This window comes from Bacillus sp. (in: firmicutes) (assembly GCF_031983925.1).
Taxonomy (GTDB): Bacteria; Bacillota; Bacilli; order Bacillales; family Bacillaceae_G; genus Bacillus_A; species Bacillus_A pacificus.
Window position 1 is genome coordinate 104,624 of the sequence record NZ_DALYZR010000006.1, and the last position, 19,313, is coordinate 123,936.

The window sequence follows — 19,313 nt, forward strand, 5'->3', positions numbered from 1 at the left end:
CCTCACAGATGATAAAAAGCTGTGAGGATTTTTTTAGGAATACAAGTATTTCCAAGAGAAAATACTTGTATTTTTTATGACATTTCCTATATATTTGTTATTATTGAATGTAAAACCGATTTGGTCATTTTGTATTCATACTTTGACTGACTTCGTTATATAATGTAGTAAGTCAAAGTTAATGGGAAAAAATAGTTCGTTTTTGGTTAATCCACGATGTAGAAAGTGATATAATTGCAAAATGTATGTATCATTTTCTAAAGAAGGAAAAATATATAATTAGGTGATAACTTCTATGAAACAAATTTGGCGTATTTATAAGACTGATTTACGGAATGTAGCTAAACATTGGGCTGCAATTGTTATTGTTGTAGGGTTAATGATTTTACCATCGTTATATGCATGGTTTAACATTAAAGCTTCTTGGGATCCATATGGAAATACAAAAGAAGTTCCCATTGCAGTTTCTAACCAAGATGCAGGTTCTAATTTAAGAGGGAAAGATATCAATATCGGGGACGAGATTGTAGATTCTCTTAAAAAAAACAAAAATCTTGGCTGGAAATTTGTAGATGAAAAACAGGCAATTTACGGAGTGGAACGCGGGGATTACTATGCAAGCATTACGATTCCAAAAGACTTCTCTGAAAAGATTGCAACTGTTCTGGACGAAAATCCACAGAAACCAGAACTTGATTACTATGTAAATGAAAAGGTAAATGCGATTGCACCGAAGATTACAGCAAAAGGTGCATCAGGTATTACAGAAGAAATTAGTAAAAACTTTGTTAAAACAGCGAACGGTGAGATTTTTAAAATTTTCAATGACCTTGGAATCGATTTAGAAACAAACTTACCAAGTATCGAGAAAGTAAAAGATCTTGTATTTAAACTAGAAGCGCAGTTCCCAGAAATGAATACACTTATGGATAAGGCGTTAGATGATGCGACTCGAGCAGAGGATGTTGTGAAAGTAGCGCAGAAAGAATTGCCGGTTGTAGAGAGTGTTATTAATGATGGGCAAGAAGCGTTAGGGAATTTAGATAAGTTCTTTGCAAGACAAGATCAAACATTGAAAAATGCTCCAGGGACGATAAGAAATGATTTAGTAGCAGCAAAAGGTGTTATGGATAGTGCAGCTGCATTTACTGATTTTCTAATGAATCCAGGTGTAGAATTAAATATTCCTGACTTGTCTGGAATGAATGGATTACCTGAATTCCCAGCGAGACCGGATCTTTCTAAGTTAAATAGTGATGGTTATAAGAGTATAGCGCAAAGTATTAATCAAACAGTAAATAATGTTTTAAGTTCATCACGTGCAGGAACAGCGTATGCACAAAGTGTTATGGATGGATTGCAAAATGGAAGCGTTGATCCAGAGATAGCTAAGAAAAATATTTCGACTATATCTAATAATCTTCAAACGCATATCGACAATCTTTCTTATGTAATTGATGTTATGGCTCGTTTAGAGCAAGGGGCTCAAACTGAGTTTGGACAAAATTTCTTTAAAACAAGAAAAGAGCATTTAACGGATATTAAGAATGGACAACAAGATTTAAATAATCGTTTTAAACGTTTAAACGATTTAATTAGCACAGGTCAAGAAGTTAAACAAGATGTGCGTGATGGAATCAATCAGAAATTAAATGAAACAAATGCTTTAATCGATCGAGCTGAAAAAGATTACAATGAAACGTTTGTAGCTGATTATAAAAAGGCAGTTAGCGCAGTAGATCAAGCTAAAGCTGATGCAAATCAAATATATGATAATGCAAAAGCAGATTATGATAAAGCGAAAAATAGCCTTGAAGGTGCAAAAGCAGATTTACAAAAAGCAAAAGAAGATGTACAAAATAGAGGTATTAACGGTTTAGATTCAACGAAAGTAGCTTTAAATAGCTTAAATGGTCAATTTCAATCTGGAATCGGTTTAATTGATGATATGATTCCAGTTCTAGAAAGTACAAATAAGGTTTTAGCAGATGTAAATAGTGATAAAAATCTTAATAATGGAATTGCAAAATTAAATAAAGCGAAAAGTAGTCTGCAAAAAGGTGTAGATGCAACGAATAAGGGGATTACACTTCTTAACAATGGACAGAAACCTACAAAAGATGTAATTGAAAGTATTAACAACGCTGCGAAGGGCGGTTCAGCTCAGTTAACAGATGTATTATCGACGTATGATTCAGAAATTGTACCTAATTTCAATACAGCAATTGCTCGTACAAAAGAGATGTCGAAAAATACAACTCAAATTTTAAATGAAGCAGACAAAAAGCTTCCAGACGTTAAAAAGTTACTAGAAGATTCATCAAAAGGCTTAGTAGACGGTAAAAAGAAATTAACAGACATTAAAGCTGACATGCCGGAAACTGAGAAAAAGATTAAAGACTTAGCAAATAAAATTCGTGATTTTGAATCTGAAGAGGATATAAAAGACATCATACGCTTATTGAAAAATGATGTTGAAAAGCAAAGTGACTACTTTGCGAATCCAGTAAATTTAAAAGAAAATAAATTATTTGCGATGCCGAACTACGGTTCAGCAATGTCACCATTCTATACAGTGCTTGCATTATGGGTAGGCGCATTATTAATGGTTTCATTATTAACAGTAGAAGTACACGAAGAAGGCGCGAATTATAAGAGCCATGAAATTTACTTCGGACGTTTATTAACATTCTTAACGATAGGTCTTTCACAAGCGTTTATCGTATCAATGGGAGATATATTCTTACTCGGTACGTACGTAGTCGATAAGTTCTGGTTTGTATTATTTAGTTTATTTATTGGTGGAGTCTTCGTTTGTATCGTATACTCACTCGTTTCTATTTTCGGAAACGTTGGGAAATCGATGGCGATTATTTTACTTGTACTGCAAGTAGCAGGATCGGGCGGAACATTCCCAATTCAAATGACACCAGCGTTCTTCCAAGCAATTTATCCGTTCTTACCGTTCACATACGCAATTAGTGCAATTCGTGAAACAGTAGGCGGAATGCTTTGGGATATCGTAACGCGAGATTTACTTGTGTTAAGTGCTTTCGTAGTAGTTATGATTGTTGCTGCGTTATTATTGAAAACACCAATTAACAAATCGAGCGAAAAATTCGTTGAGAACGCAAAAGGAAGTAAAATCATTCACTAAAATAAAAGGTTCCTACCGATAGAGGTAGGAACCTTTTTGTTTAATCAAATTTTAATTTCTTTAATGCTTCTGCAAATGGGTTATTTAATGGTTCTTCTTCTTTTTTCTGCTGTTTCATATATTTTTGAACGTCGCGCTTATCAGCTTTGTTTCCAGATTCTTTTTTACGTCTTTCTTGGAATTTGGATAATTTCTCGCGATAGCCACATTTACATGCAAAGATTTGTCCTGCACCTTCACCGCGTAATTCTAACTTCTTCTTACACTGAGGGCAACGAGCGTTTGTTGTACGAGATACATTTTTACGATGACCACATTCACGGTCTTGGCAAACGAGCATCTTTCCTTTTTTGCCGTTTACCTCTAGCATTGGTTTACCGCAATCTGGACAAGACTTTGTTGAAATGTTGTCATGTTTATATTTTTTATCACTGGATTTAATTTCAGAAACAATTTCTTTCGTATAGTTTTTCATTTCGGAAATGAATACTTCTTTTTTCAGTTTACCCTTTGCAATTGCCTCTAGCTTTTGTTCCCACTCACCAGTTAGTGTAGGTGATTTTAACTCTTCTGGTACTAAATCAAGTAACTGACGGCCTTTTGAAGTAATATGAATATCTTTACCGCGTTTTTCAATTAAGAATGAATTGAATAGCTTGTCGATAATATCAGCACGCGTTGCTACAGTACCTAATCCACCAGTTGATTTTAGCGTATCAGCAAGTTGTTTATTTTGCGTATCCATATATTTTGTAGGATTTTCCATTGCTGAAAGTAAAGTCGCTTCGTTAAAACGTGCAGGTGCTTTCGTTTGACCTGATGTTTGCATAATTAATTTTACAGTTAATGTATCGCCTTTTTCGATGCGAGGTAAAAGTTGTTCTTTTACGTCATCAGTTACATCATCATCTTCAAAGCGATTTTCATATACTTCTTTCCAACCGGCATGTAAAATTGTCTTTCCGCGTGCAATGAATGTTTCATTGCCGACCTTTGTGCGTAACGTTAGTTGTTCGTATTCGAATGCTGGGAATAAAACAGCTAAGAAACGTTTTACAACTAAATCATAAATTTTACGTTCTTTATCTGTGAAGGCGGAGAAGTTAACGTATCCTTCTGTCGGAATAATTGCGTGGTGATCGCTTACTTTACTGTCATCAACAAATGATTTATTAGCCTTGATAGGCTTTTGTAGTACTTTATGTGCTAAAGGACGATATTCCCCAACGCCGCACGCCTTTAGACGTTCTGGAAGTGTTCCGACGATATCAGATGAAATGTAACGCGAATCTGTACGAGGGTATGTTAGCACTTTATGTTGTTCATACAATTTCTGCATAATGTTTAATGTTTCTTTCGCAGAGTAACCGAACTTTTTATTTGCATCACGTTGTAATTCAGTTAAATCGTAAAGACCAGGAGAGAATGACTTCTTCTGTTTTTTATCAATTTCCATAACAGTAGCATTATGTTTATCTAAACCTTTTACAATACCATCAATTTTTTCTTTATTAAAACTGCGGCTATTGCCATTTGCATCTTGCCAAGTTAGTTTTAATTGATTTGTCGTTTGAGCTTCGATGCCGTAGTAAGTTTGAGCTTTGAAGTTCTTTATTTCATCTTCACGATTAGCGATCATAGCGACAGTAGGTGTTTGCACACGGCCACAGTTAAGCTGGGCATTAAAGCGAGTCGTTAAAGCTCGAGTCGCGTTAAGACCGATATACCAGTCAGCTTCTGAACGTGCGACAGCTGAAGCGTATAAATTGTCATATGCTCTACCTGGTTTTAAATTTGCGAAACCATCTTTAATTGCTTTATCAGTAACAGATGAAATCCATAGACGTTTAATTGGTTTGTTAATTCGAACCTTATCAATAATCCAACGAGCGACTAATTCTCCTTCACGCCCAGCGTCTGTTGCTACAATAATTTCATTTACATCTTTTCTAAGTAGCTGACTTTTTACAGCATTAAATTGTTTCCCAGTTTGTTTAATAACCGTTAATTTCAAACGCTCAGGTAGCATAGGTAAATCTTCTAAATTCCACTTTTTATATTTCACATCATAGCTTTCTGGATCTGCTAATGTAACAAGGTGACCTAAAGCCCAAGTTACAATATATTTACTACCTTCAAGATAGCCATTTCCTTTTTTATCGCACTTCAGTACGCGAGCAATATCACGTGCAACGGAAGGCTTTTCAGCGATTACAACGCTTTTTGACATATTTAAAACATCCTTTCAAATTTCCATACGTTAACTATAGCATACATCTTCTTGAGATTCAGTTTCGCTCCAGATTTGAACGTTTTTTAATGGGATAACATCTGTTTGAAAGTGAATGATCGTGACAGAACATAATATGCACCATGATGAGACTGTGAGAAATAGAAAAGTAAAGAACTTGTTATTTTAGTAGAATAAGAGTAGACTTTGAAGTAGATGAATACTAAACACATGGGAGTTTGTGGATACAAACTGAGAGTATGACTAGTCCGTCATTGACCATTTGAACCTGTTGGATAATGCCAGCGTAGGGAGAGTGTAAAAGCACATGTTCAGGCACTTTGCGTACGCGCAAAGTGCCTTTTTGTGTATCTCCCATAACTATAGTTAGGAGATGAGAAGGATGAATATGAAAGAAATTAGTAAAGTAGTGGATTTGGTGAGAGAATCTAATCCGCTCGTTCATAATATTACAAATGTTGTTGTAACAAATTTTACAGCTAACGGTTTGTTAGCGTTAGGGGCATCGCCTGTAATGGCGTATGCAAAAGAAGAAGTGGCAGAAATGGCTAGCATTGCTGGAGCGCTAGTATTAAATATGGGGACACTTCGTCCTGAAGAAGTAGAAGCGATGTTACTTGCTGGTAAATCTGCAAATGTGAACAATGTACCAGTACTGTTTGATCCAGTTGGCGCAGGAGCAACGTCGTATCGAACAGAAGTTGCGAGACATATTCCGGCTGAAATTGAATTAGCGATTATTCGCGGAAATGCAGCTGAAATAGCGAACGTAATTAATGAGAGATGGGAAATTAAAGGGGTAGACGCTGGTGCTGGAAATGGTAATGTCGTAAGTATTGCAAAGCAGGCAGCAGATGAACTAAATACAGTTGCAGTAATTACTGGAGAAGAAGATGTTGTTACAGATGGAGAGCGAACGATTGTTATTCAAAATGGTCACTCTATTTTAACAAAAGTTACGGGAACTGGTTGTTTGCTAACTTCTGTAATAGGAGCATTTGTAGCGGTAGAAAAGGATTATGTAAAGGCAGCGATAGCGGCATTAACGTTTTATGGTGTAGCCGCGGAACTAGCAGCTGCTAAGACAGTAGAAAAAGGACCTGGTAGTTTCCAAATTGAATTTTTAAATCAGTTAGCGAATACCACTTCGGGTGATATAGAGAAGTATGGGAAGATTGAGGTTATATAGTAAGGAGGGAAAATAAATGTCGCGTATTTCAAAGGCAGAAATGTCTAGGTTGTTATCCGTATATTTTATTATGGGAAGTAACAATTGTACGAAGGATCCACTACAAATATTGAAAGATGCACTTGAAGGCGGTATAACAATTTTTCAATTTCGTGAAAAGGGAGAAGGGGCTTTAACAGGAGAAGAACGTATTTGTTTCGCAAAAGAATTACAAGCAATTTGTAAGGAGTATGGTGTACCATTCATCGTAAATGATGATGTGGAACTAGCACTTGAGTTAGATGCGGATGGTGTGCATGTAGGGCAAGAGGATGAAGGAATTACTTCTGTTCGTGAAAAAATGGGGGATAAAATTATCGGTGTATCTACACATACAATTGAAGAAGCACGCTGGGCAATTGAAAACGGAGCGGATTATTTAGGTGTTGGCCCTATTTTCCCAACGAGTACGAAAAAAGATACGAAAGCGGTGCAAGGAACGAAAGGTTTAGCTCATTTTAGAGAACAAGGAATTACAATACCTATTGTCGGAATTGGAGGCATTTCAATTGAAAATACAGCTTCGGTTATAGAAGCAGGTGCGGACGGTGTTTCAGTTATTTCAGCGATTAGTTTAGCTGAATCTGCGTATGAAAGTACGAAGCAGCTAGTAGAGGAAGTGAGTAAGAAGGGGACTTCACACAAATATTAAAGAACATAATGGAAGAATGGACAGTTAAAAATATTTAAACAAACGTTTGATTAAAAAAGCACAAACCCTTTAAAACTTTGGGTTTGTGCTTTTTCTTTAAAACATAATTGAAATTAAGAGCATTCCAATTCCGATAGAAGTGAATGTTGCGATTAGGCCTGGAATCATAAAGCTATGATTTAAAACATATTTACCAATGCCAGTTGTACCAGTACGATCAAAGTTAATGGCAGCAACGATTGTTCCGTAGTTTGGAATGAAGAAATATCCATTTACTGCAGGGAACATCGCGATCAGTAGTGCTGGTGGAATACCGAGTGATAATCCAAGAGGCATTAAAGCACGTACTGTTGCGGCTTGGCTATATAGTAAAATAGATAGAATGAATAATGCGATGGCAAATAGCCATGGCGCACTTGTTACTAGATGCTGAATTGATCCTTGAATCATATTTAAGTTTCCGTTAAAGAAAGTATCTCCCATCCAAGCGATACCGAAAATAGCAACAACTGCTGTTGCCCCCGCTTTAAAGACGTTACCAGACACGATGCTTTCTACATTTGGTTTACAGAAAATAATAATAAGAGCTGCAATCGTTAACATAACCATTTCAATTGTGTTTGGCATGGAAAGACGGGCTAACTTCCCATCAACTATCCATCCTGGACGAAGTGCTTCAAATGAACCGAGAAGTACGACAAGAAAAGTTCCTACTAGGAAAAGGATAACTGATAATTTAGCGCCTTTTACACCAACAAATTCTTTTTTCTCTTCAATCTTAGGAATCATTCCTTCTTTTAATCGTTTTAAGTATTCAGGGTCTTCATTTAATTCTTTCCCCATTTTGCTAGCAACAAATGCAGCTACCATACAAGCGATGAAAGTAGAAGGGATACTTACTTTTAAAATATCTAATAAGGTGATTTTATAGTCAGCTAACATTGCTAAAAGTGCAACTGTTGCAGCTGATATAGGACTAGCTGTAATTGCTTGTTGGGAAGCAATTACGGCGATTGACATTGGTCGTTCTGGTCTAATCCCAGATTCGCGAGAGACTTCTGCGATAACAGGAAGTACAGAATAAGCAACGTGACCAGTTCCTGCACAAAGTGTAAATAAATAAGTAACAATTGGAGCAAAGAATGTAATGCGCTTTGGATTTTTTCGTAATGCTTTCTCAGCCAGATGAACAAGGTAGTCCATTCCACCAGCAGCTTGGAGTGCACCAGCAGCTGTAATTACTGCTAAAATCATAAGCATTACATCAATAGGAGGAGCTGTAGGTTGTAAGTGGAAGACGAAAACAAGTATTGCCATACCAACGCCACCCATTACTCCTAGACCAACTCCGCCTAGGCGTGCGCCAATAAAAATGCAGAGTAGTAACGTAAGAAATTGTAGCCAAAACATGATAAACTACCTCCGAAATTCATTAGTTAAGATATATTCGAATAATTTAATTTAAATGAAAATTAAAATAAATACTCAAAACAATCCTTGTGTTATATACATTTTTTATTATATAACACAAGAAATGTAACATTCACGTACTTTGTTAAATTATTTCGAAAAAATAATACATTAAAACTTTGCATTTGCATCTCTAAATAGGTAGACATTTTAATTTTTATGTTGTAATCTTTGATAGAGAACAATGTAATTCTCATAGAACTCCCATATCGTTCAACTCGTTCAGCGAGAAAGGCAAACTGGTGGAAACATTAGGACGCAAAACTACAGGAGCTAAGGCCGAAAGGCTACGCTAGCCAGTTACCGGACGGATAGGGTTGGTCTTGACCAATGCTTTTTCATTGGTCTTTTTTTTATTTGCGAACAAATGAGAAACCTTATCAGCTGTTGATAAGGTTTCTATTTTAATAGTTTTCCTTTATATTAATTTAATTAAGAAAGGTGATGTTGATGAAAAAATATTGGCACAAGCTATCATTTCTTCAAAAGAATGTATTGTTAACTGTGCTAGTTATTTTGACGCTTGTTGGTACTATGGGAGCGTTAAGTTTTAACATGTTTCAAAATAGCATGATGTCTATATTTGAAAGGCATTCTTTTGAAACAGGAGATACGGTATTACATAAATTAGACGAACAAATAGTGAGAGATGTTACAAAGGATCCAGTGGCACAAAGAGAAAAGAGAGAGAAGTTAACAGAGAAATTAGATGAAGCAAAGGAAGAATTGAATAGCGTTGGACAAATCTATATTGTTGGAGCAAAAGAAAACGAAAAAGGTGAGTTACTAATCGTCGATTTGTCTACAGAGTTAGCAAATGTTGTTGAAGTAAGGCCGGGAGAATATTATAAACAACCAGATCTTTGGATGAAAGCATACGATAAGGTAATGAGCACGAAAAAAGCAAACATGACAGTAGTATATGAAGATCTATTAGGATCATGGGTAACGATATTAGAGCCAATTAAAGATGGAGACGGAAATATTGTGGCAATTGTTGCAGCCGATGTAGATGCTTCTATTGTTCCTATTACAAAGGAAAAGTTCATTATACAAGGTTTAATGTTTATTTGTATTTCTGTTTTAATTGCAACTGTTATTCAATTCTTAATCGTACGTAACGCACTTGCTCCATTGCGGGATTTACGTGAAGGATTACGCAGAGTTGGTGAAGGTGATTTAAGTATTAAATTAGAGGAAAGACCAGATGATATTGGTATTATTAATGCGTATTTTAATAATACCATCGAGAAGTTTAAAGGAATTATAGATAAAGTGAAGCAGACAGCAGAACAGGTTTCCTCATCTTCACAAGAATTGTCAGTGAGTACGAAAGAAAATAGCATGGCAGTCAAAGGAATCGTAAGTTCTATAGTTGAGTTAAGGGCTGGCGTTCAATTGCAAGAAAAGTCAGTACCAAAGTATTTAGATATTGTATATGAAATGGAAGATAGGATGGAAGAGATAACTAATATTGCAAAACAAATGACGAAAGAGTCTGAAGGTACGAAGCATCATTCAGAAAAAGGAAATGGTATTATTGAACAGACGATGAATCAAATGAACATAATACAAAATGCAGTACAAGATTTATCTTCTATCATTTATTCTTTGGAAGTAAGATCAAAAGAAATTAGTGATATTGTAACTGTAATTACAAGTATTTCAAATCAAGCGAATTCGCTAGCTTTACATGCTACTATTGAAGCTTCACGTGCTGAGGAAACTGGAGAGGGATTTGCCGTTGTTGCTGATGAAGTGCGTAAATTAGCAGAGCAGACGGAAGCATCAGCAAAAGATATAGCAAAATTAATAGGGGAAACACAAGCCGGAACGGAAGAAGCTGTTGTTTCAATGCAAAAAACCTCAAAAGAAGTAGAGTCTGGAATGAAACTTGTTGAAAGTAGTGGTGCTTTCTTTGAAAAAATTTCGAAATCAGCACAAACTGTTACCAATCAAGTTGGAGTTGTTTCTAGCAATTCAAATAATATATTGCAAAATAGCCAAAATATTGTTCGTGTTGTAAATGAACTATCACTTATTGCAAATAAGTATGCGAATAGTAGTAGTAATGTTGAAGAAAGTATGAAAGAACAGGAAATGTCTGTACAGGATATTGCTGAATTAGCCAGTTCTTTAAGCTGGCTCTCACAGGAGCTACAAGAGTTAATTGGGGAATTCAAAAGTTAAATGAAATGATTATACATGCTTTTGTTTGTTCAATAAAATAAATCATGCTACAATGAAAACGAATTAAGGACCGGGGAGCCAATTGGCTGAGAGGATGTGAGTAAACATCGACCCTCAACCTGATCTGGATAATGCCAGCGTAGGGAGTTACTTAAAGTGATGTAGCATATGTTATTCTATAATAACTTGCATACAAGGCTTTCCTACGCAGTAGGAAAGCCTTTTCTTGTTTTAAAATTTAATTTCATAAGGGGGATTTTACTATGTCACAACAAGTTACAATTTCGTTTTCAGTAGTACCACAAGCAAAGAACAAAGACGTGTATTCTGTTGTTGATAAAGCGATTGAGGTTGTACAACAATCGGGAGTTCGTTATGAAGTAGGGGCAATGGAAACAACGCTGGAAGGAGAATTAGATGTACTTCTTGATATCATTAAACGTGCACAACAAGCTTGTGTGGATGCTGGAGCAGAAGAAGTGATTACTTCTATTAAAATCCATTATCGTCCAAGCACTGGTGTAACGATAGATGAAAAAGTTTGGAAGTACCGTGATGAATATGCAAAACCAGAAGCAATCTAAAATAATTACAGCAATTTGGCTTATCCTTCTCATTGCGATATGGGAAGGATCTGTTTCATTATTTAAAATTGAACCGTGGATTTTACCGAAGCCTTCTGCCATTGTTCAAGAATTAATTGGAATGAAAGATTTACTATTACCGAATACGATGCAGACGCTGCAAGAGGTTATAATTGGACTTTTCTTTGCGATTTTAATTGGGACAAGCATTGCAATTCTTATGGACGTTATCCCTTTATTTCGTATTTTAATAAATCCGTTGCTTGTTATTTCGCAAACGATTCCAATCGTTGTACTTGCACCGTTATTTATTATTTGGTTTGGATATGGAATGCTACCGAAAGTAATGGTAGTCATACTCGTTTGTTTCTTCCCGATTGCGCTTAGCATTTTAGAAGGTTTTCAAACGGTAGATAAAAATATGTTGAAGTTGTTGCAAACGATGAAGGCAACGAAATGGCAAGTTTACCAGAAAGTAAAGTTTCCAGCAGTGCTTCCATACTTTTTCTCCGGTTTAAAAATTGCAGTTACATATAGCGTAATGGGAGCGATTATTGGAGAATGGCTCGGTGCCAGTGAAGGATTAGGAGTTATGCTTACAAGGGCTACGAAATCCTTTTTAACAGCCCGAGTATTTGGTGTTGCAGCAATTATTGTTATGGTGACATTATGTCTGTATTTTATCGTGGAGTTTATGGCAAGAATAACAGCACCATGGATATATAGAAAGGACGGCAGAAAATGAAAAAAGGTTTAAAAGTTATGTTGGCTACCTTATTAGCGGTAGGTGTGGCTGGATGTAATCCGGCGAAGAAAGAAGAAAGTGCAAGTAAAGATCAAAAAGTAAAAGTAGTGCTAGATTGGTTTCCAAATACGAATCATACTGGCTTATATGTAGCGAAAGCGAAAGATTATTATAAAAAGCAAGGCTTAGATGTAGAAATTATTCAGCCTGGTGATAATGTGACGGCAGAGCAAATGATAGCTTCAGGAAAAGCTGACTTCGCAATAAGCGCGCAAGAAAATGTAACGTTGGCTCGTGTGGAAGGTATTCCTGTTGTATCAGTAGGAGCGATTATTCAGCATAATACTTCAGCTTTTGCATCGCTTAAGAAAGATAACATGACTTCGCCGAAAGATTTTGAAGGTAAACGTTATGGTGGCTGGGGAGGACCAGCGGAAGAAGCTACATTAAAGACAATTATGGAGAAAAATCAAGCCGATTTTAATAAAGTGGAAAAAATCATCTTAGGACAAACAGATTTCTTTAAATCAATTGGTCGTGATGCAGACTTTGAATGGATATATTACGGATGGGACGGTATTGAAGCGAAGCGCCAAGGAAAAGAGTTAAATACGATTATGGTGAAAGACTTAGACCCAGCGCTTGATTTCTATAGTCCTGTTATTATTACGAGTGAAAAACATACGAAGCAAGATAAAGACTTTGTGAAAAAGTTTATGAGTGCAACGACAGAGGGGTATAATTTTGCAATTAAAGAACCGAAAGAAGCTGCTGATATTTTAATTAAAGCCGTTCCAGATGTAAATAAAGAGTTAGTACAAGAAAGTCAAAAATGGTTAAGTACGAAGTATCAAGATGATGCAAAAGCGTGGGGAGTACAGAAGGAAGAAGTTTGGACGAATTACATGAATTTCTTATATGATAACAAAGTTATTAAGAAGAAAATTGATGTGAAAGATGCCTTTACAAATGAGTTCCTTCCAAGTGAAAAATGAGCGGATTACAAATAAAAGATATTGTGAAATCTTTCGATGGAAAGAATGTATTAGCAAATATTAGTGCTTCTATACGAGAGGGAGAGTTCGTTTCTTTTGTAGGACCGAGTGGTTGCGGGAAAAGTACACTATTAAATATGATCGCAAATGTTGAAAATCCAACAAGTGGAAGTTTAACGTATAACGATAAGCAAATGCAAGAGCAAGATGTTGTAAGTTATATGCCGCAGCAGGATTTATTACTACCGTGGCGGTCAGCTTTGCAAAATATCGTCCTTCCGTTAGAAATTGAAGGAAAGCCAAAAAAACAAAGGCTAACAGAAGGAATGGAAGCATTAAAGCAGTTTGAACTAGATGAATATGCAGACCATTATCCAGATGAATTGTCTGGTGGTATGCGTCAAAGAATTAGTTTTCTGCGCACATATTTATGTGAAAAGCCAATTATGTTACTTGATGAGCCTTTTGGTAAATTAGATGCTTTTACAAAAATGGAAGTACATAGCTGGCTTTTAAACTCTTGGCACCAAGAGAAGCAAACAATCGTTATGGTTACACACGACTTAGATGAGGCAATCTTGCTTTCGGATCGCGTATTTATTTTATCTCAAAGACCAGCATCAATAGTTGGTGAGGTACAAGTGAAATTACCTAGGCCGAGAACGATGGATATGTTAACATCACTTGAGTTAAAGAAGGATAAGGAAGAAATTTTGAGAGTATTAGCACCTTATATGAAAAAATAGAAAAAGTCTTTTAACAGTTTTTAGTATAATTACTGTTAAGAGGCTTTTTTATATAGGGGGAGAAAGGTGAAATCTATAGAGCAAATAGTGGATGAATTAACAGCAGATAATCTCGAAGAAGGAAAATCTTTATTAAAAAATCATATTTTATTAATGAAGTATGGTATGGAACATCATGAATTAAACGAAGAAGAAATGACAGAAATTTTAAAGTGGGTTCAAGGCCGGGATCAATTGAGAAAAGATGTTCCAGAATTACGTGATTTACATTTAATTAAAAAGTTTCAAGCGGTATTAGATGAATTTATTCATTCAATAATTTTAAATGGTTATGTAGAAGACGCGGTAGAAATTCTAGAGAGTGTATTAAAAAGTATGGGGGCAGTCGCTCATATTGTAAAAATTATGTTTATTGGCAAAAGGAAAGTTAATAGAAATTCTTTAGAAATGGTAGAAGAGTTGAAACGAGAGTGCTACAACTTAATGGAACAGCGTGCTGCTGTCGGGTTACATGCTCAAATCTTTCACGTTTTAGGTTTCATTCATTCGGTTCAGTTTGATTTAGAAGAAAGGTCACAGGAACATGGGCGAAGTGTAATAGGATTTTTAACAGATTTTAAAACGAATGAATTGAAGTCTGTGCAACAATTTCAAACTGAAGATCATATCCCAGAAGTGAAAAATATAGTGAGTAAAGAGTATGGGATAGAATTACAAAGAAGAATTTATATGTGGAAATCGTTAACAATTATCTTTACAAGTCCATATGCATTAGAAAAGATGTATAAAGAAATTTATGCAGAGAACGATAAAACGTAGAAGGAACAAAAAGAACAATAGAGAATAGAATATAAAAGAGTAGTTTATACTCTTAATATAACGAATGTTAAAGGAGTGAAAGGATAAAATGACTTTATCAACTGTTCTTCAAATGGTTTTAGCTTGATAAGGGAGAAGTCTGCCCATTTTTATCGGTTAAGCTAAATTGAAGACAGCAGGTAAAGAACCTTAATCCTTTTTTACGATAATATGTAATGGGTAAGGTGTATTCACCTTACCCATTTTTTATATGCACAATTAAAAAAGGCTTTATACTGTTGCTCTCTCTATTTAGCTTATGGACTATAAGTAGAGGAGAGAAAAAAATGAGTATATTAACGGTAGAAAATGTAAGTCATTCGTATGGTGAGAAGACCATTTTATATAATGCATGTTTTCGATTATTGAAGGGCGAACATGTTGGGTTAGTAGGGCAAAATGGAATTGGAAAATCAACATTGTTAAAGATTTTAACAGGAGAACTTATACATGATGAGGGGAATATTGAATGGTTTCCTCATGTGAAGGTAGGTTTTTTACAGCAGCATATAGATTTACAAGAAGGAATTACAATTGAGGGATACTTGCAAAGTGCATTTGCTGATTTGTATGTGATTGAATGCGAAATGTTAAAAATTGCTGAAGAAATGAATGGAGCAGGAGAAGTAGAAAAACTGTTAGTAAAGTATGGAGAATTACAAACTATATTGGAAAGCTCTAATTTCTATCACATTCATACAGAAGTTGAAGAAGTAGCAATCGGTTTAGGTTTATTTGAAATAGGTTTGAAAAAGGATGTATCGAAGTTAAGTGGGGGACAGCGAACAAAGTTATTACTTGGGAAGCTTCTTTTAGAAAAAGCTGATGTTTTATTACTAGATGAGCCAACAAATTATTTAGACACAGCCCATATAGAATGGTTGCAATCGTATTTGAGACTATATGAAAAAGCTTATGTAATCATTTCGCATGACGAATTATTTTTGAACAGTATTACAAATGTTATTTTTCATCTAGAAGGAGGGAAAGTGAAGCGATACGTAGGAAACTATGAAAAGTTTGTACAAAGTTATCAAGTGCAAAAGAAACAATTGCAATCGGCGTATGTGAAACAACAGAAAGAAATCTCTCAGTTAGAAACATTTATTCAAAAAAATAAAATTCGTAAAGCGAAACAGGCTAAAAGTCGAGAGAAAGTATTGGAGAAAATGCAAAGGATTGAAAAGATTCATCCTGTACCTCGATCCCGTTTTGATTTCAATGTTTATGAGGAGCCGGTGAGTCGTATATTGCAAGCTGAGAAACTAAGGATAGGTTATAGTGATCCGTTATGCCCAGAGTTGAATTTACAAGTGAAAAAAGGAGAAAAGATAGCGATTATTGGTCATAATGGAATTGGAAAAACGACGATGTTAAAAACATTATTAGGTCAAATTAAGCCGCTAAGCGGTTCAATTTCTGTTGGAGAACGAGTAAACCCTGCGTATTTTGCCCAGGAAGAGTTTGCTTCAGAAACAACACCCTTAGAGAAAGTTTGGGCAGAGCGACCAGATATGACAAAGAAAGAAGTGCGCCAAGCATTAGCGAAGTGTGGATTGAAAGAAGAACATGTATTAAAACCTATTCGTTTATTAAGCGGAGGGGAACAAACGAAAGTACGTTTATGTGAACTTATCGTAAAGAAAAGTAATGTTTTAATTTTAGATGAACCAACTAATCATTTGGATATAGAAACAAAGAAAGCGTTGCAGGAAGCGCTACAACGATATAGAGGAACCGTTTTACTTGTATCACATGAGCCTTCTTTTTATGAAGCATGGATAACAAAAGTGTGGAATATAGAAGAATGGAACGCTGAACAATATGAATAAAGAAAAGGCATTAGCTTGTATAAGCTAATGCCTTTTCTTTGTGATTAACATGATTTTCGAGAACTCTTACATGAGAATTGTATGAAGAAGCACTCTTATGGTGCGCTTATAAGCGTGCTTTTTCTTTTGTTATGTTTATATTTATAATAATACTAGATGCCTTTCCCTAATAGGCGACTATCTTTCTTTATGTATATATAGATAGTTTGAAATGGAATAAAAATAATTCCTATATGTAAAGGATAATGTGATTAGTATAGGAAGACAATAGAGCTTAAAGGAAATTCATGTAAAATTCAGATGAACTTCACACGAACTTCATATTGGAAACTAAATATGATTATAATAGGTTATTATAATGTTTCTTTGTGATTTTTCATAAAATTAAAAGTTTGAATTTAGGAGAGAGGAATCAAACCTAAATTCAAACTTTAGTGAAATAATTAGTGGAAGTTACGTTTAGTTTTCGCTAATGGATGCATTTACAAGTTCAGCAGGAGTGCCTGTTCCTGCTCCTCCGATTGTAATCGATCCACCAGGAGGAATTTGACCATTCCATCCTGCATTCGTAATTACGTAATGATTATTTATTTTACTACTAATTTTAGAATCCCAAACTTGTGTTAAATTGCCGTTATAATCAAATTCTAATTTCCAGTTTTTAATAGGGGTCGTTCCACTATTTTTAATTACAATCGAGAAGTTGTAACCACTTCCCCAATTTGAAGTGACTGAAAAGGTAGCATTGTTATTTCCACCAGGAGGTGTTGTGCTAGCATCGTCTGTTTTTACAATAATAGAAGTAGGCTGTGATTTATTCCCAGCGGCATCTTTTGCTATTATTGAAAATTTGTATTCTGTATTAGATTTTAAGTTTTTAATTGTAATGTTATTTGTTGTTGTACTCCATTTCTCTTCCCCAGCAGTAATTTCATATTCCGTAACTCCTACGTTATCAGTAGATGCATTCCAGTTTAATTGAACTGAGCTTGAATTTTTATTTGTAACAACAATATTTTTTACGTTTGTTGGTGGCTCAGTATCTTTTTGAGTAATAGGTCCACCTAGTAATTCTTTTACTAACGTATCAAGTAATTTTGGTCCACTACAACTATATTTTGGACTTGTACGGCAATCTCCGCTAAGCTCCCAAAACATTGCGCCACTTAAACCTTTTGTTTTTATATAGTCTGTTTTATATTTCATAGATTCATTATCATCGTAGCTAATAAATGTACCTGTAGTCGCATTATATAAATAAGGTACTTTCGCTATATCGTTCCATCCGCGAACAAAACCATTTTTATTAACATAATTAGCCGCTAAATCACCATAATCGTATACACCTGTGTCACCGGTAGAATAATCATCCCAAGTACCTTTAGAAGCGAGCTTTCCATCACTACCTGGTTTACAAGGTTGGTATTGTCCGTTATTTTCTTTTCCACAACTTTTCCATCCGCGTCCGTAAAATGGTACACCTAATACGAGTTTATCTGCTGGAACCCCTTCATTTGTATAAATGTCTATCGCACCATCTACGTAAAATTTCGTATCCGCTGCTGGGTCATTTGGATCTTTGTATAGAGCTGCATTATGGTTAGAAGTAGCTTCCCATCCACCGTGGAAATCATATGTCATAATATTAATCCAATCCAGTATTTGAGAGATTTTCTTTAGCTCTGTATGATCGGCATAACGTTGGCTTGCACCTGATGCGATTGTTAGTAAATATTGTTTGCCATCTTCTGCACCAGCTTTCGTTAATGCATTTCGAACTTCTTGAAGGAGTAGGGTGAAGTTTTGCTTATCTTCAGGACGATAACTACCACCAGGAATCGTTTCTACGCCCGGATATTCCCAATCTAAATCAACGCCGTCAAATCCATATTCGCGTAGGAAATCGACTGTAGATTCAGCGAATACTTTTCTTGTTTTTTCATCAGCGGCCATGTCAGAAAAGCGGTTAGACCAAGTCCAGCCACCAACAGAAATAATTGTTTTTAAGTGAGGATACTTAGCTTTTAATCGTTTCAGTTCGCCGAAATTTCCGCAGCGTGCGTATTTATCACAATCTTCCCAAGTTGTACCTGAGCCAGGATAAGATTTTGTGACATCGGCCCATGGTTCACCGAGTACGAGAGTACCATTAGGGACTTCTTTATTTTGCAGTGGTACACCAGATTCTTTACAGTCCCACGTTTGTTTATTTGGATTATCGGGGTGAGTAGAAGGGTTTCCATGTTTTCCATTCCAGCAAATATCAGCGAAAGCGTAGTTTAAATGAGTTAGCTTTGATGCATCAATGTCTGCAACTTGATAATTACGTCCGTAAATGCCCCACGAAGGAAAATACCCAACAACTTTTTGACCTTGCTTTGGTGACTCTGCTAATGCGAAATTTGGAGTAATAAAGTTTGTGAGAAAAAGAGGTAAGAAGAGTAGTAGGGATAGTAATAGCAGTGTGAATTTTTTTGATTTCATAGTCATTTCTCCTTTCAAAGTAAAAGATATATTTAAAGGCATGCGCCAATAAATCAAAATGAATCTAGACAAAAATGATCAGACATCACGAAGTCTATACAAGGAGCTGAAGCTGATTAAA

13 protein-coding genes and 3 riboswitches are annotated in these 19,313 nt (G+C 35.6%); of the genes, 10 read left to right on the forward strand and 3 right to left on the reverse strand.

Translation table 11 applies throughout. The features are described 5' to 3' along the window. Positions 1-295: 295 nt before the first annotated feature. Positions 296-3,157 carry a YhgE/Pip domain-containing protein gene (locus tag RTP99_RS18540; RefSeq protein ID WP_000810133.1) on the forward strand — a complete coding sequence of 954 codons (2,862 nt, stop codon included), beginning with the start codon at positions 296-298 and terminating at the stop codon, positions 3,155-3,157. 40 nt (positions 3,158-3,197) lie between these two features. On the opposite strand, the gene topB is transcribed toward RTP99_RS18540, so the two are convergent. Beyond that, on the reverse strand, positions 3,198-5,387 hold the full coding sequence (gene topB / locus RTP99_RS18545; protein WP_000047314.1) for a DNA topoisomerase III: 2,190 nt from the start codon (positions 5,385-5,387) through the stop codon (positions 3,198-3,200). A 221-nt stretch (positions 5,388-5,608) separates the two neighbouring features. Beyond that, positions 5,609-5,718, forward strand: a riboswitch (TPP riboswitch). 63 nt (positions 5,719-5,781) lie between these two features. Here topB and thiM point away from each other — a divergent pair. Further along, on the forward strand, positions 5,782-6,597 hold the full coding sequence (gene thiM / locus RTP99_RS18550) for a hydroxyethylthiazole kinase (RefSeq protein WP_338083326.1): 816 nt from the start codon (positions 5,782-5,784) through the stop codon (positions 6,595-6,597). A 16-nt stretch (positions 6,598-6,613) separates the two neighbouring features. Then, a complete protein-coding gene (thiE, locus tag RTP99_RS18555; protein WP_000086986.1) occupies positions 6,614-7,288 on the forward strand; it encodes a thiamine phosphate synthase in 675 nt (224 codons plus the stop codon). Positions 7,289-7,384: 96 nt separating this feature from the next. Here the strand turns inward: thiE and RTP99_RS18560 are convergent, their stop codons facing one another. Then, complete coding sequence (locus tag RTP99_RS18560) at positions 7,385-8,698, reverse strand: anaerobic C4-dicarboxylate transporter family protein (protein WP_000498715.1); 1,314 nt, start codon at positions 8,696-8,698, stop codon at positions 7,385-7,387. Positions 8,699-8,981: 283 nt separating this feature from the next. After that, positions 8,982-9,066, forward strand: a riboswitch (cyclic di-GMP riboswitch). A gap of 142 nt (positions 9,067-9,208) precedes the next feature. Between RTP99_RS18560 and RTP99_RS18565 the strand changes: the two genes are divergently transcribed. The 7 genes from RTP99_RS18565 (at position 9,209) to RTP99_RS18595 (ending at position 16,708) form a co-directional block, all read left to right on the forward strand. Continuing rightward, positions 9,209-10,948: a methyl-accepting chemotaxis protein gene (locus RTP99_RS18565; RefSeq protein ID WP_000761109.1), complete on the forward strand. Its 1,740-nt coding sequence runs from the start codon at positions 9,209-9,211 to the stop codon at positions 10,946-10,948. Between the two features lie 61 nt (positions 10,949-11,009). Beyond that, positions 11,010-11,111, forward strand: a riboswitch (TPP riboswitch). 100 nt (positions 11,112-11,211) lie between these two features. Next, entirely contained in the window at positions 11,212-11,532 is a 321-nt protein-coding gene (locus RTP99_RS18570) for an MTH1187 family thiamine-binding protein (RefSeq protein WP_000082897.1), read from the forward strand. Continuing rightward, complete coding sequence (locus RTP99_RS18575; RefSeq protein WP_001057149.1) at positions 11,504-12,277, forward strand: ABC transporter permease; 774 nt, start codon at positions 11,504-11,506, stop codon at positions 12,275-12,277. The genes RTP99_RS18570 and RTP99_RS18575 overlap by 29 nt, the downstream gene beginning before the upstream one ends. Then, positions 12,274-13,272 carry an ABC transporter substrate-binding protein gene (locus tag RTP99_RS18580; protein ID WP_000715579.1) on the forward strand — a complete coding sequence of 333 codons (999 nt, stop codon included), beginning with the start codon at positions 12,274-12,276 and terminating at the stop codon, positions 13,270-13,272. The genes RTP99_RS18575 and RTP99_RS18580 overlap by 4 nt, the downstream gene beginning before the upstream one ends. After that, positions 13,269-14,018 (forward strand): ABC transporter ATP-binding protein, encoded by a 750-nt coding sequence (locus tag RTP99_RS18585; protein WP_000016060.1) that lies wholly within the window; start codon positions 13,269-13,271, stop codon positions 14,016-14,018. The genes RTP99_RS18580 and RTP99_RS18585 overlap by 4 nt, the downstream gene beginning before the upstream one ends. 66 nt (positions 14,019-14,084) lie before the next feature. Further along, positions 14,085-14,837 carry a hypothetical protein gene (locus tag RTP99_RS18590; protein WP_000835394.1) on the forward strand — a complete coding sequence of 251 codons (753 nt, stop codon included), beginning with the start codon at positions 14,085-14,087 and terminating at the stop codon, positions 14,835-14,837. Positions 14,838-15,163: 326 nt separating this feature from the next. After that, positions 15,164-16,708 (forward strand): ABC-F family ATP-binding cassette domain-containing protein, encoded by a 1,545-nt coding sequence (locus RTP99_RS18595; RefSeq protein WP_000025964.1) that lies wholly within the window; start codon positions 15,164-15,166, stop codon positions 16,706-16,708. 459 nt (positions 16,709-17,167) lie between these two features. Here the strand turns inward: RTP99_RS18595 and RTP99_RS18600 are convergent, their stop codons facing one another. Further along, entirely contained in the window at positions 17,168-19,192 is a 2,025-nt protein-coding gene (locus tag RTP99_RS18600) for a glycosyl hydrolase family 18 protein (protein ID WP_000837163.1), read from the reverse strand. Positions 19,193-19,313 lie beyond the last annotated feature (121 nt).